This window comes from Sphingobacterium sp. LZ11T8 (assembly GCF_024261425.1).
In the GTDB taxonomy this organism is placed as follows: domain Bacteria; phylum Bacteroidota; class Bacteroidia; order Sphingobacteriales; family Sphingobacteriaceae; genus Sphingobacterium.
In genome coordinates, this window is sequence record NZ_JANBZY010000003.1 from 84,982 (window position 1) to 99,856 (window position 14,875).

General features: G+C 40.9%; 7 protein-coding genes. 2 read left to right on the forward strand and 5 right to left on the reverse strand.

Going from position 1 to position 14,875, the window contains the following annotated elements; genetic code table 11:
- Window positions 1-39: 39 nt before the first annotated feature.
- The 4 genes from NLF99_RS08590 to NLF99_RS08605 form a co-directional block, all read right to left on the reverse strand.
- Window positions 40-1,488, reverse strand: coding sequence for a TolC family protein (locus tag NLF99_RS08590; protein WP_254527740.1), 1,449 nt, complete (start codon window positions 1,486-1,488; stop codon window positions 40-42).
- Window positions 1,478-4,639 carry an efflux RND transporter permease subunit gene (locus NLF99_RS08595; protein WP_254527741.1) on the reverse strand — a complete coding sequence of 1,054 codons (3,162 nt, stop codon included), beginning with the start codon at window positions 4,637-4,639 and terminating at the stop codon, window positions 1,478-1,480. Before NLF99_RS08595 ends, NLF99_RS08590 begins: the two co-directional genes overlap by 11 nt.
- A 25-nt stretch (window positions 4,640-4,664) precedes the next feature.
- Window positions 4,665-5,747 (reverse strand): efflux RND transporter periplasmic adaptor subunit, encoded by a 1,083-nt coding sequence (locus tag NLF99_RS08600; RefSeq protein WP_254527742.1) that lies wholly within the window; start codon window positions 5,745-5,747, stop codon window positions 4,665-4,667.
- Window positions 5,748-5,919: 172 nt separating this feature from the next.
- A complete protein-coding gene (locus NLF99_RS08605; protein WP_185218326.1) occupies window positions 5,920-6,324 on the reverse strand; it encodes a hypothetical protein in 405 nt (134 codons plus the stop codon).
- A gap of 351 nt (window positions 6,325-6,675) precedes the next feature.
- Here NLF99_RS08605 and NLF99_RS08610 point away from each other — a divergent pair, with 351 nt between their 5' ends.
- Window positions 6,676-7,203 (forward strand): YceI family protein, encoded by a 528-nt coding sequence (locus tag NLF99_RS08610; protein ID WP_185218327.1) that lies wholly within the window; start codon window positions 6,676-6,678, stop codon window positions 7,201-7,203.
- A gap of 164 nt (window positions 7,204-7,367) precedes the next feature.
- Here the strand turns inward: NLF99_RS08610 and NLF99_RS08615 are convergent, their stop codons facing one another.
- Window positions 7,368-11,231: a TIM-barrel domain-containing protein gene (locus NLF99_RS08615; protein ID WP_254527743.1), complete on the reverse strand. Its 3,864-nt coding sequence runs from the start codon at window positions 11,229-11,231 to the stop codon at window positions 7,368-7,370.
- Window positions 11,232-11,539: 308 nt separating this feature from the next.
- Between NLF99_RS08615 and NLF99_RS08620 the strand changes: the two genes are divergently transcribed.
- Window positions 11,540-14,875, forward strand: a complete 3,336-nt coding sequence (locus NLF99_RS08620; RefSeq protein ID WP_254527745.1) for a toll/interleukin-1 receptor domain-containing protein — start codon at window positions 11,540-11,542, stop codon at window positions 14,873-14,875.

Consider the following 14,875-nt stretch of genomic DNA (forward strand, 5'->3'; position numbering starts at 1 on the left):
CTCCCTTGAAAACTAACCCTAATAATATTAGAAGGAAGTTTATTTCCACCCCCCTCCTAATGCTTTATATACATTAACAACTGCATTGAGTTGTTGTTTTTTTGTTTCGATTAATTCGAGCTTTGCATCCAATACGTCCCTTTGTGTCATCAAAACTTCTAAATAATCTGCCCTTGCAGACTTGAAGAGTTCATTGGATACATCAATGGATTTATTCAATGCATCCACTTCTTGGTTCTTATAGACATATCCTTTCTCCAAATTGTCAATATTGGACAGCTGGGTAGATACTTCGGTGAAAGCATTCAACAGGGTCCGTTCATAATTATAGATGGCTTGGATCTGCCTTGCATTTGCGGAATTGAATTCCGCCTTGATGGCGTTCTTATTCAAAAGTGGTGCAGTAAGGTCCCCCGCTAAATTATATAACAAGGATTCCGGCAACCTGAAAAGATAAGATGGTTTAAATGCCTGAAGACCAAAAGCAGCTGAGATATCCAGTGAAGGATAGAATTCCTTTTTGGCCACCTGTACATCCAATTTTGACGCAGCAAGTTCATGCTCTGCCTGTAGGATATCAGGGCGGTTATTCAGCAATTGACTTGGAATCCCCGTTCTCACCGTTGCAGGAACTAGATCAATGAAATTAGCTTGGTTTCTTGCAATTTCCTGCGGATACCTACCTAAGAGAAAATTGATCCTGTTTTCCGTTTCCTTGATCTGTTGCAAGGTAGAAAATTCCATTCCCTTGGTTTTTGCAACCTCTGCCTCAAACTTTTTAACAGCCAATTCCGTTACCCGGGTTGCTTCCTTTTGGATCTTCACGACCTCCAAGGCTTTTTCCTGCAGCTGAATGTTCTGACGAATGATGGACAGTTGATTATCCAAGGCCAATAACTCATAATAGGAATTGGCCACTTCAGCAATCAGGCTGCTCAGCACAAAGTTCTTACCTTCCACGGTTGCCAAATAACGGTTTACCGCTGCCTGTTCAGAATCTTTTAACTTTCGCCAGATATCAACCTCCCAATGGGCAAAAACAGAAACATTTAGATCACCTAAGGGATCGGGCATCTCATGTCCAGGAGTAATTTCTGTGGAAGCATCACCTGCTCCTTGCGAGGTATAGCGACCCACTTTTTCGACTCCACCCCCAGCTCCAATGTCCACGATAGGTTTCAATGCTCCTTTTCGGAGCATGATATCATTCTTGGCAATCTCCAGTTCCTGAAGGGTAATGTTCAGTTCCTGATTATTCTTTAAAGCAGTATCGATCAAGGAAATCAGGTTTGGATCTGTAAAGAACTCCCTCCATTTCACGTTGCCTGAGTTTGTGGTATCTTGGCTGGCCAATGAATCCACAAAACTGGTCGGCATTACTTTATTTTCTTTCTTCTGCGTTGCCTGAGGCACTTTACAGCTTGATACAGAAAGTGCCAATATTCCGACGGCAACCCAATTGAAGTAGTTATATTTTTTATTTTCCATCGATTTCTTCAGATAAAGGGTTTTCGTCTTCTTGTTTAATCAATTTACGTTTGGAGGCGATTGTCCCGAAAATAAAGTACAATCCCGGGATCACAAGGACCCCGAAGATGGTACCGAACAGCATCCCTCCTGCCGCCGCGGTACCAATCGTTCGGTTCCCAATAGCACCTGGACCCGTAGCCAGGACTAATGGAATTAATCCTGCAATAAATGCAAATGAGGTCATCAAGATCGGTCTGAAACGGACTTTTGCACCTTCCATGGCTGCTTCAAAAATGCTCAGGCCTTCTTGATGTTTCTGAACAGCGAACTCCACGATCAACACGGCATTCTTACCCAGCAGACCGATCAGCATGACCAGTGCAACCTGCGCATAGATGTTATTCTCAAGATGCAGCAGTTTCAATAGGAAAAAGGCACCGAAGATTCCGACAGGTAGGGAAAGTATCACAGCAAATGGGAGGATAAAACTCTCATATTGCGCTGCCAAAATCAAATAGACAAAGCCTAAACAGATCATGAATATATAAATGGCCTGGTTACCACGGGCTACCTCATCCTTCGAAATACCGGCCCAATCAATGGCATAGCCACGTTGCAAGCTTTTCAGAGCAACTTCATTTACTACATTGATCGCTTCGCCAGAACTAAAGCCCTGTTTCGCTGACCCAGAAATCTCTGATGCCAAATACATATTATGTCGGGTAATCTCTGAAAGTCCATATACCTTTTCCATATGCATAAACTCAGAAAATGGCACCATTTCGCCTTTATCATTTTTGGCATATAGCTTTAAGATATCCTCAGGCAAGGCTCTATATTGAGGTAAAGCCTGAACCATGACCTTATATTGTCTATCGAACTTGATGAAGTTGGTTTCATAGTTCGATCCCACCAAGGTAGACAGGGTGGTCATCGCATTATCTATGGAAATACCCTTTTGTTGAGCTATTTCATTATCGATTTTTAAAAGGTATTGCGGAAAACTTGCACTAAAGAATGTAAATACAGATGCCAGTCCAGGCCTATTGTTCAACTCCTTTACAAAATCCTTGCTCACTTGTTCCATTTTCTGGAAATCATTGTTACCGGTTTTATCCAACAACCTTAATTCAAATCCTCCGGCTGCTCCATAACCAGGTACTGCTGGTGGTTGGAAGAACTCAATGGATGCTCCAGGAATGTTTTCAGCACTTTTCTCCAATTGCTCAATGATCTCTAAAGCTGATTCCTTCCTTTCTTCCCAACCTTTCAAATTGATCAATAGTGTCCCGGTATTTGCTGCCGTTCCTTCATTCAGGATTTCATAACCTGCAAGTGAAGAAACGGATGCTACACCATCGATATCCTCTGCTTCTTTCTGCAAATCCAATGCAGCCTTATTTGTCCGTTCCAAGGTTGATCCTGGTGGGGTCTGTATAATGGCATAAATCATCCCTTGGTCTTCATTGGGGATAAAGCCTGAAGGCACACTATTATTTAGGAAATAGGCTCCAATACAAAAACCGATCAATATCAGGAAGGTTAATATGCGTTTGTTTACAATCTTACTCAGCAACTTGACATAGCGGTTCTGCATATTGTCAAATCCTCTATTGAAGGAATCCAGGAATTTATCAACGATGGATTTCTTACGAGGCTTTCCATGGTTGTTCTTTAGGAGAATGGCACATAATGCCGGAGTCAAGGTCAATGCCACAATACCAGAAAGGATAATGGAGGTCGCCATGGTAATCGAGAACTGACGGTAAAAGATGCCGACAGGTCCCGACATAAAGGCTACAGGAATAAACACCGCAGCCATCAAAAAGGTAATCGCAATAATTGCACCTGCAATTTCATGCATAGCCTTTTTGGTTGCTTTATAGGCCGATACATGGTGTTCCTCCATCTTCTTGTGCACTGCCTCGATGACGACGATTGCATCATCAACGACCACCCCAATAGCCAGCACCAAGGCAAAAAGGGTGATCAAGTTGATGCTGATCCCAAAAAATTGCATAAACAAGAATGCTCCGATCAAAGACACAGGAACGGCAATCGTCGGGATCAAGGTCGATCGTAAATCCCCTAAAAACAGAAACACCACAAAAGCCACCAAAATAAAGGCTTCGACCAAGGTATGTACTACCTTTTCCATAGAAGCATCCAAGAATTTGGATACATCGTAACTTATCTCATAGTGCAGCCCTTTGGGAAAAGATTGCTGCAGCTCTTCCATTTTCGCCTTGACATCCTTGATTACCTGAGAGGCATTACTTCCATAGGATTGTTTCAGGACAATCGCTGCAGAAGGTCTCCCGTTCAAGGTGGAGTAGATATCGTACATGGCAGAACCGAAATGTATATCGGCTACATCTTTCAATCTCAAGATCTCCCCATTTGGATTTACCTTAAGGATGATATTGCCATATTCCTCCTCCGTCGTAAAACGCCCGGAATACTTTAGGATATACTCAAAGGATTGGGATTTTATACCCGAAGACTCACCGGCTCGACCTGGAGAAGCTTCTAGGCTCTGTTCCTCAAGGGCTTTCATCACTTCTTCTGAAGAAACCTTATAGGCTGTCATCCGATCGGGTTTCAACCAAATACGCATGGCATATTCCCTGTTTCCCAAGATATCGGCGACACCCACACCTGGAACACGCCTCAACTCTGACACCACATTGATATCGGCAAAGTTGTACATGAAATTCCCATCCAAATCCTTTTCGTCACTGTACATATTGATGTACATCAACATATTGGATTCCTCACGGGTTATTTTTACCCCTTCACGGACCACAATCGGTGGAAGCTTATTGACTACCGAAGCTACCCTGTTCTGTACATTGACGGAGGCTTGGTTAGGGTCGGTCCCTAAATCAAAAACGATCTGAATACTGGCTTCCCCATCATTTCCGGCATCGGAAGCCATATATTTCATGCCGGGCACCCCATTGATTGCCCTTTCTAATGGGATGATGACGGCTTTGATCATCAACTCTCCATTCGCACCTGGATATTCTGCTTTCACATTTACCTTCGGTGGAGAGATTGACGGAAATTGTGTTACTGGCAATTGTGTCATGGCCAATACCCCTAAGAATACGATAATAAGGGATATGACAATAGAAAGTACCGGTCTATTTATAAATCTGTTAAACATGTTATTCTATTTTTTTCCTTACAACTTATTCTGTTCTGATCTTTAAATTTGAGATGGCATCTTTCGGCTCCACATACTCATATTTGATCTTTTCGCCATCCTTAACTTTCTGCAATCCTTCTAGAAGGATCTTATCGTTCGGCGCAATTCCTCCCGCAACGACATATAGATCGGGTAGCGAAGCACTGATCTTGATCGGTTGCGAAACGACTTTTCCATCCTTGCCGATCATGAATACATACTTTTTATCTTGAACTTCGTAAGTTGCCTTTTGTGGAATCAATAGGGCACGCTTCATTGGAACTTTCATCAAGACCTTTCCAGTCTCTCCGTTCCGCAGTAATTTATTCGGGTTAGGGAATCGAGCACGGAAAGCGATATTACCGGTTTCGATATCGAACTCTCCTTCAATGGTTTCCACCATGCCCTTATGTTCTAACTCTTCATTGTTCGCCAACAATAGGGAAACGTGATTATCGGCACGGTTGGCCACATTGCGTTGATAATCTAGATACTCGGGTTCGGAGACATTGAAATAGGCAAACATCTGCGAGTTGTCCGACAAGCTCGTCAATAGCTCCCCTTCATCAACCAAACTTCCCAATTTCAATGGAATCCTATCAATCGTACCATCAAATGGTGCTCTAACCTCTGTAAAGTTTAAGTGTATTTTTGCTATAGCTGCCTCAGCCTTTGCCCGTTCCAGTTTCGCTTTTGCCATTGCCAGTTCATTCGGCGATACGATATTCTTATCAGACAGGTTTTGGGTATTCTGAACTTCGATCTGCGCGACTTCAACCTCAGCCATTTGTTTGTTCAGTTCGGCTTGGTACATGGTAGGCTTGATACGGAACAGCAATTGACCCTTTCTGACCGTTTGGCCTTCATCGACATAGATTTGCTCGAGATATCCTTTCTCCAGCGCACGCAATTCAATATTTCTTACAGATTTAATCTGGGACACATACTCTTTGTTAAAGCTCGTGTCAATTTCTGCCGGAGAGGTTACAGTGTATCTGAAAGCCTCTTCCTTTTCTTCTTTTTTTTCATTGCAAGACACTAGGCACAGTGCAGCCAGTGAACTCATGAGCATGACAACTCTCTTCATTTTGTTTTAAAGATTTTTTTAAAGTTTTTGAATGTAAAATGGGCTTGAACCCAAATGAGGGATAAGGACATTCAATAGTCAATGAAGATTGTTAGTGCTTAAGAAAATAATAATTAAGATACCATCAAATCAACAGCATAAAATGCCAATGACCATTGAAGTATCAAGGGTATTAAATTCTCAACGAGCGTAGAGAAATGAAAATAGGATTGGGATTATTATCGAGGATAAAATCCGTAGATTTCTGATGTGCTTTTTTTGGAAAAAACAACAAAAAAGAAAACGCAATCAGACAAGAATAGAAAGCCATCTGAAGATGATAGTCCTTCCACAGTTGGAAATCCTCAGATTCTTGTTCTAAAAGGATATGCTCTGCATGCCCTCCTAATCCATTAGAATTTGTTTGCGTGTATTTTAACTTTTGAAACTCATGTTGCTGAGCTGGGCTAATACTGCCAGCAAAGTTCTCCATAAAACTGATAGCGGGTCTATCAGAATGATTGATTACCTCATGACTGTTCCCACTCCTTATTAACAGGAAGAAGAAAAAAAGTACAAATGTGACAATCGTTTTCATTTGAAGGCAAATATACCATGTGGAATAATAATTCAAATGGCTTTAACAGATTTTAACCGTCATAATTCCGTCAGTAATTCATTATCAATTATTTAATTTTTATTATCAATCATTCCATTAGTGATAATTATGCCTTTTGTCGTAAATTTAACCTAGAGTAAAGACCAAGTTCAATATCCCTGTAAAGAGGAAATTTGAATAGCAGAGGAAATCGCAAATATATTCTTGCCTACTATTCTAAATATTTTAATTAACATTCCATTTCTTAACATACATCAATGTGCAAGAATAAATTTCCCCTCATCTTTGTTGAACAAAAACAAATAGAGAATAAATAAAGAGAATAATATTATGGCAAATTGGAACTTAGATACCGCACACAGCGAAATCGAATTTAAAGTAAAACACATGATGATCTCCACAGTAAAAGGTCATTTTGAAAACTTCAATGTTAGTGTAGAAAATAGCGAAGATGTACTAGATGCTGCAAAACATGTATCAGTAGAAATCAAAGCTGATTCCATCAACACTAAAAACAGCCAACGTGATCAACACTTAAAAAGTGAAGATTTCTTCGCTGTATCTCAATTCCCAGATATCAAATTTGTTTCCACTGGAATCGAAAAAGTAGATGACGATGAATTCAAATTAACTGGTGACTTAACTATAAAAGATGTGACCAAACCTGTTACTTTCGATGTAGAATTCGGTGGAATTGGTAAAGATCCTTGGGGCAACCAAAAAGCTGGCTATACCGTTACCGGTAAAATCAACCGTAATGACTTCGGATTAACTTGGAATGCTGCCCTTGAAACTGGTGGTGTAATGGTGAGTGAAGACGTGAAATTCCAAGCTGACTTACAATTCGTACTTGCATAATTGAATAATAAAAAAAACAGGAAAGGCCAGAGTGATCTGGCCTTTCCTGTTTTTTAGACTTAAGACATAAGATACAAGACAGTAGAATTTTCAGCCGTCCTAAAACAGCAGACTAAATTCAAACTTCCCCCCTTAGAAAGGCTCTTGTGTCTGATGTCTAGTGTCTATTGCCTTGAGCCTAGTGTCTTCATGCTCTTACTAACGATCATGACATCCTTGGCTTTCAAATTAAACTGACCAGCACGTTTTGCCTTCAATTTAATGGTTAGGATCAAACCATCTTTAGAGTTGATTACCTCCTTATCACCTAGGTTCACAAATGTTGGATATAGTGCCTTCTGACCATTGCTATGCAATCTGTCATTGGTCATATTGTTCATCTGTTTTGCGAGATGATTGTCAATTCCTACGAATTCAAAATCTTGAGGATTATATGGCAAGGCAAATGAGAATGCATTGACATCCTTCAAGTTATCTGCTTTCACGTGAACTTCCAAGATATCATCCTTGCTGAAATTAGATCTAGATGCAGAAACCTTCAGTGATCCTGAAAGCTCTTCCTTCGGATCTAACTCAACGCCCCCTTCTAACTTCGTAGCAACAGCTGAAATATCATACGCGTCAATCAACCCATTTTTGTTGATGTCTCCATTGCTTACGTAGCCCTCAAAGTCGGCATCTCCCATTCTCAAACCTGTATAGTTGGTATAGGAAGTCAGGTCATTGATATCGATCAATCGGTCATTATTGATATCACCAGGACGGTAACTATCCGTTCCAGGAACCTTAAACACATATAACTCCCTTCCAGAACCAAAATCTCCAACAGCTTTAGAAACTTTCAACTTCACAAACCTTGCTTTCGGCTGGTCCCTAAAGCTGAATTCCTTCATACTATCATTGTTCTCCCATTTGAAATCACCGGCTTCAGTCCACACCTCCTTATCATTGCTGAATTCCACCTTACCTTCCAACAAGATTCCATTTCCTCTTCCCGATCTTGGTAAATATTGAAACTTATCCAACTGGTTAAAACTGTTCAGGTCCACTATCAAATCAAATGGAACTGCCTTCTGTCCCCACTTCGTATGCCACATATTACCTTCATCAAAATCCACCAAATTATCAACTCCCTCTGATCCTTGATTAGGCACAGATGTTTCAGCAGATAATCCTGTTATGGCAAATTGCAATGGATTCGATTTGGTAGTCTGTTCAAATTCCTTCCAATCTGAAACACCGTCCTTGTTTACCGACCTGATCTTGAAATTATAATTGGTTTCAGGTTTCAATCCTTCAAACAGGAGATGATTGTCTTGGATATAACTATACTGCTGTCCATCAAATTCTATTTCATAATAGTCTGCATGCTCTACCCGATCCCATGTTGGCTCTAAAGTATAAGCCTTTGTCTTCTCCTCTGAAATGCTAACGGTACTCGGTGCGCTGAGTACCCCTGTCGATTTTTTAAAGCGATCGACTGGCGCATATTCAAAGCCTTGAATTGTTAAACTGATCGGATTTATGGTAACATCTGTTTCCTCAACTTTCACCAATAACTGTGGATTTTTAATGATCTCTGTTTGCTCAAATAGGGAGCCTTTGGTAGAGAAAGCATTCAAATTCGGCCTTCCCTCATAATAGTACACATTATTTGAACGCTCAAATTCTACCTTAGAATTCACCTCCTTCAGTTTTAAGTTTTTCTTTCCAACTTTCACCGCAATCTTCTTCGGCTTTTTGGTCATATTGACCCAAAATTCAGTGCTCTTTTCCTTATCAAAACCTTTAAAATCACCTTCGGCATTATGAACCAGAATCTTCACCTCTGCCTTCTTTTCAGCATCCGATTCAATACAGGTATAAACCCCCTCTTTATTTAGATAAGCTTGGGTAAAACCATCATCATCATATTCGTAGAAATGCGATTTCCCAGCAGGATAGATTTCATATATCCTGTGTTTTTTATTGATTTCCTGGACATTATTGTTAGGGTTTGTTCTTGGAATAATTGCTCCGGCCTTAATAAAGACCGGTGTTTTCCAGATTGGAGCATCAAAATTATTCACGATAGTATTCCCAGCATAGAGATCGCCAGAGAAATAATCTATCCAATTTCCTTCCGGAAGGTAAATACCATTACGGATATCATTCCCTAAGGAATCAACTTTGGTTTCCTGATAGATTGGAGCAACCAAAATAAAAGGTCCATACAGGAATTGATATTGCGTGGCAGAACCTTGGGTATAAGGGTTAGGATAATCCAGCATCATCGCGCGGATCATGGGTTTTCCATCAATGGCCTCCTTTGCTATACTGTATGCATAGGGCATAAGCTCAGATTTCAACTTCAGATAGTTTCTGTTGATCGATGTAAAAGGTTCACCTAGAGCATGTGGGTATTTTTCATTCGAACCCCAGCCGTCCATATTCAATTCCATCGGTGTAAAGGTCTTCCATTGGAAATCTCTTGTATTCACCTTTGTGTTCTTTCCGCCGAAAATACCATCCATATCGGAAGTGATATTAGGTTGCCCCGACAAACCAGAACCAATATAGGTCGGAATATGGAATCGTATATACTCCCATTGCCCTCCGGTCTGATCTCCAGACCAGATACCAGCATATCGTTGCGTACCTGCCCAGCCATCCAATGATATAATAAATGGACGTGCATCATTGCCATAATATGGCATGATATGTCCCACATCGGCAACACCGTTCAACCCGAAGGAATATCCCGCACCGACCCAGGCCACATCTGTTTTTAAAACACGAACCCCAGCATCACGAACCTCTTTCACGATATCCCTTTGCAGCAAGGCATCTATACTATCCTTTGGATGCAGATCTGATTGCGTCCAAAGCCCTATCTCCACGCCTTTTGAACGAGCGTATTCACCTAATGATTTAAGGTTTTGGATATTTCCATCTAATGTTTTCTCTTGCCCATATCCGGCTCCATATCCATCATTCGGCAATATCCAACCCAATGGCATGTCATGCTGTTGATACCGATCAATAACCGCTCTTGCTGAAAATTGATAATTGTTCTTTTCGCCGTTCAATGATTCCTTGGTACCGCCTTCATCCTTTTGGCTTTCCTTATACCGTTTCCCATCTTCGAATAAAACGCCTTTTTCATCTTCCTTCCAAAAGTCGCGGTTGTAGGCATTCAGGTGCCCTTCATAAAAACCAAACTTTGGCAACAATATGGGGTTTCCGGTTAACTGATAGAAATCGTTCAATACTCCGACCGGATTATCGCTGACCATAAAAAACAAGTCCAGATAATCGGTATCATGGCTAAGCTTTACCTTTCCTTTTTCAGTATTGCCAAAATCATACTTCCCTTTCTTAAAGGTGTACCACATCATACCGTAGCCTTTAGTTGACCAATAAAAGGGAGTTGGCGAGGCTACACCCCCATCTGTCCAATTATTGGTATTCTCGATAGCGATGGATTTTCCTTTATGGGAAAAACGACCGTTTTGCACACCACCACCATAAAAATATTCCGTGGGGTCTTCAGCTAATTGAAGACTAACTTTCTTCTTGTTGAATGCTATTGGGGCAATTGATTGGGTTACCAACTGCTTATTCTTGATGTTGTAGATCTTAAATAGGCCATTTGCTTTGCTGATTTCCATCGCGGCTTCCTTACTGGAAATAAACCATGAACCATCTTTCTCATTGACTTCAAAATTGTGCAGCTTCTTCCGAGGATTATTTACCAAGATCTGGGCAGCTGGCTCTGCCTGCGGGTCCCTCAGCACAGCAGATTTATTGTCCTGAAATAACCTGAAAATATTGTCAGCATAAAAATCAACCAATAATAATTGATCGTTACTGAATTTGATTTGGACTGTAGTGGGATTAATCTTCTGCACCGATTGAACCCGGACAGAATCTTCTTGAGTTTGTTGTTTTAATGTTCCTGCAGCAACAAAACTTGTCGCAGGAGATGCCGTGCTAAATAATAGCGATAAGCCCAAAGCCCAAAAGAGCTTTTGTTTGTTTCTATACATGCTATACGATCAAATAAAATACTTCTATCTGTTTATAATCGTATGTTTTAAAAAAGGTTTTTAAAGGTATAAAAGTTTAACAGTACTCTATATTTATTCCACAAATATTTTACAGAAATAAGGAGCCATCCCCCTGTTCATTAAAATCTACATATTAAGAATGATAATTAGCAGCAGCTCAAAACATGGAGTTAATTCAATAATTAAATTAAGTTAAAAGCCAGTTTTTATTCAATTTTTTTAAAAACTCTTGAAAAGGGATTGGTTTTTGTCATTTGAAATTCAAGATACTACCAAATAGCTATTACATGGAAAATCAAGAGCAAGACCTAAGTAAGAAGTATAAAGCTTTTATAAGTTATAGTCATAGTGATAATCAGGGTGAAGGTAGGAAATGGGCGGATTGGCTACACCATGCATTAGAAACCTATGAAATCCCTGAAGACCTTATCGGTAAGAAAAATGCTGCCGGCCAGGAAATCCCAAGACAGATTTACCCCGTTTTTCAGGATGAAAAGGAACTTTCGGCCAGTTCTAGCTTGAGCAGTTCCCTGACCTCAGCACTCGACCGTTCTGAATTCCTGATCTATTTAAGCTCTCCAAGATCAGCCAGATCAACTTATGTACGGGACGAAATCAGGTATTTCAAACAGACGGGCAAATCCAAACAGATCATGGCTTTGATCCTAAAAGGTGAGCCTGAATATGGCGATACACATACCGAAGCACAATGTTTCCCTGATGAACTGCGATATAACATTGATCAAAATGGACAGGTAATCAAAGATCAACCAGAGGAAGTACTTGCTGCTGATGTCCGTATTCCACATACACAGGACGAAGGATTCACCACTGCCGAAGGCTATCGCCGGTATTTGCACGAACAAGGAATAGCTAACCACCTCATCAAAAACCAGGTCGAGGAATACAAGAAAAGATTGGACCTCGCCTTGTTGAAAATAATATCCGGAATATTGGGCGTACCATTGGGGGAATTGACCAAGAGGGACCAAGCCTACCAATTGGAGAAAATAAAACAGAAGAACAAAAATATCAAACGCATTGCAACGGCGATTGCTGCCTTGGGTATCCTAGCCATCATTGCCGGTATTTTTGCCTGGAACCAAAGAAACTCCGCATTGCGCAATCTTGCAAAATCATTGTATGCTTCAGGAATCAATAAATTGACCGAAAGCGAATATGGTGATGGCGCCGCATATATTGCGGAAGCAACCCGAAGAGGTGATGAAAGTGCAGAACTTTTTGCACACTCCATGTTGTCGGTCCAAGATGATCTTACCAGAATGCCAAATGTCAATTACGGTGTAACGCGCTTCTCCCCTGATGGCAAATGGTTGGTTGGGTTCGCCAGTGCCGGAAACAATTTGAATGTACTCCAAGTTTGGGATGCCGTTGACCGGAAACTTATTAAACAACGGGATGATATCACCGCAATCCAAACCCGCTACCCGCTGTTCGATGGACAGAACAGGGCATATGTTACCACAACGAACAGCAATATCGTCAGATACGATATTGAAAAGGACCAAAAAGAGGAACTTCGATTAAATCCGGACAGCTCCTTTATTGCCATAATAGCTGTTTCTCCAGACGCTAGATATATCGTATTCAATAAAAGGTCACGGGAAGTCGTACTTTTCAATACGGAAACAAAACAAGAACAGGTCATTTCGGCAACAGAGCAGATTGCTCCATCTTCTGCATATATTGACAATAGCTCCAAAACTCTATTTGTGGAGCGTCTATTTCCAGAAGATTCTGAAGTTAGCATCTATGACCTAGCTGTAGTCGACCCTAAACCAGTCTTTAAAAAACACTTCAAATCTGGAATCAAGACACCGACCTTCAGTAATGATGGAAACCAAATTGCCTTTCACAATGCTGATGGAACGAATTATTTCAACAAATCCAATGGCGTTCAATGGTCTGCCCCATCAGCCATGTTGGTCAGGTTTACCGGCTTCACCGGTAATGGTAATCTATACCAAGGAAATGATTCCCAGATCAACCAGATCAATACGTCGAACGGATCCATTACCAAAACCAGTAAATTACCAGAAAACATCTTCTTTTTCAGCAACATGATGAAGATTATGGAACAAGATGCTACAAATGCAGAAACCAACTCACCAGATTGGACCCAATCTTTGGTAAGTGGAAATTCACAGACCTTTATTGAAAACAAAAAGGGCGACCCCTTAAGAGTGGCACAGTTCTATGAAACCAAAGATCTTGCCCATATTGAGCCAGGTATTACCGATGATTCTGCATTCTTACGATACAGAGCTGGAAAGTCAGTGGAAAAGATGGATCTTAAGACTGGCGAAAAAACCAAAAACTTTATTCAAGTACCCGAAGAGGTAACGGTTCACCTAGTACTCCACAAAACTAAACGGATACTTGTTAAGGGCAAAAGTGGTAAAACCTACTTCTTTGATGCCAGCACGGGAAAACCAGTTGGAAAGCCATTTGATTCTCAAGCGAAACTTTACATCTTCAATAAGGAGGAAACCCAAGTCCTCGCAAGGACCGGTAAGAACAGCTTTGCATCTTGGGATATTGAAACCGGAAAACAGAACATCAATTATACGCAGGAACAGGATATCGCTGGTTTTACGGTTAGCCCAGATTACAGATCAGTGATTTTAGTAAATCCTGATGGCTGGAAAGTGGTGGATATTGCTTCTAAAAAAGTCCTAATCGAAGGAAAGGACGCTTTGAGCAGTGGCGCTTTCAGTCCTAATTCTCAATACTTGATCAAGGTCAGTTCTACCGGCGATGCACAGGTATTAGAAACCAAAACCTATAAACCTATTTTGGAAATGAAAACCATCGCTACGCCGTTTATGGTCTTCAATAACCAAGGAAATATATTGGCCCTTTCTGAAGACGCCACCCATATGCGCTTATGGGATTTGGAGGACAAAAAATCATTTGGCCAAACTATCCGCATCAGCAAAAACACACAATATTTCCATTTCTCGGATGATGACAAGCAGATCTTTGTACAGGATGACGGTGAAGGAATGCGTTATGCAGCAAAGGTGGTTGATGCAAAAACCGGAAACATCCTGACTATGCCCTTTATCAACCAGCGATTTGATCAGATCAATGTAATGCCAGGCGACAAAAGGTTAATGACCATTGAATCACTCATGAATGGCATCGCCATCAATATCTGGGAAGTTCCAGGACAGGTCAGCATGTCCAAAGACCAATTGGCTAGAGATTTGGAGAAATTCTATGGTAAAAAATATGACAATGAAACCGGAGCAATCCTGAACTATATTGATACGACCGGCACCTATGACACCTGGTATTTTGAAGATCCATTCGTCAGGTCAGTATCCCCTAGCTCCAACGTCAAGATTACCGATATCTTGAAGAAAAACTACCCTATCCAAAATGAGGCGAACCTTCAATTGTTGGCAGTGACCTATGACTACCATCCGTTGGCCAGGGCTATGGTTGCCAATTATTTCAGCAGTAAGCCTGAAACGAAATTGATAGGTCAGCGTATGGTTGACATTACAGAAAAACAATTGATCAAGATCAAGAACAAAGAACTGAAATCTGAAGTTGAAACGCTCCTAAAAGAAGCAAAACAGAACTTAAGCAAATAA

Bases quoted from the DNA above. Each gene is read 5' to 3' on its own strand.
- NLF99_RS08610 (WP_185218327.1), top strand. From the start codon at position 6,676: ATGGCAAATTGGAACTTAGATACCGCACACAGCGAAATCGAATTTAAA.
- NLF99_RS08615 (WP_254527743.1), bottom strand. From the start codon at position 11,231: ATGTATAGAAACAAACAAAAGCTCTTTTGGGCTTTGGGCTTATCGCTA.
- NLF99_RS08590 (WP_254527740.1), bottom strand. From the start codon at position 1,488: ATGGAAAATAAAAAATATAACTACTTCAATTGGGTTGCCGTCGGAATA.
- NLF99_RS08600 (WP_254527742.1), bottom strand. From the start codon at position 5,747: ATGAAGAGAGTTGTCATGCTCATGAGTTCACTGGCTGCACTGTGCCTA.
- NLF99_RS08605 (WP_185218326.1), bottom strand. From the start codon at position 6,324: ATGAAAACGATTGTCACATTTGTACTTTTTTTCTTCTTCCTGTTAATA.
- NLF99_RS08620 (WP_254527745.1), top strand. From the start codon at position 11,540: ATGGAAAATCAAGAGCAAGACCTAAGTAAGAAGTATAAAGCTTTTATA.
- NLF99_RS08595 (WP_254527741.1), bottom strand. From the start codon at position 4,639: ATGTTTAACAGATTTATAAATAGACCGGTACTTTCTATTGTCATATCC.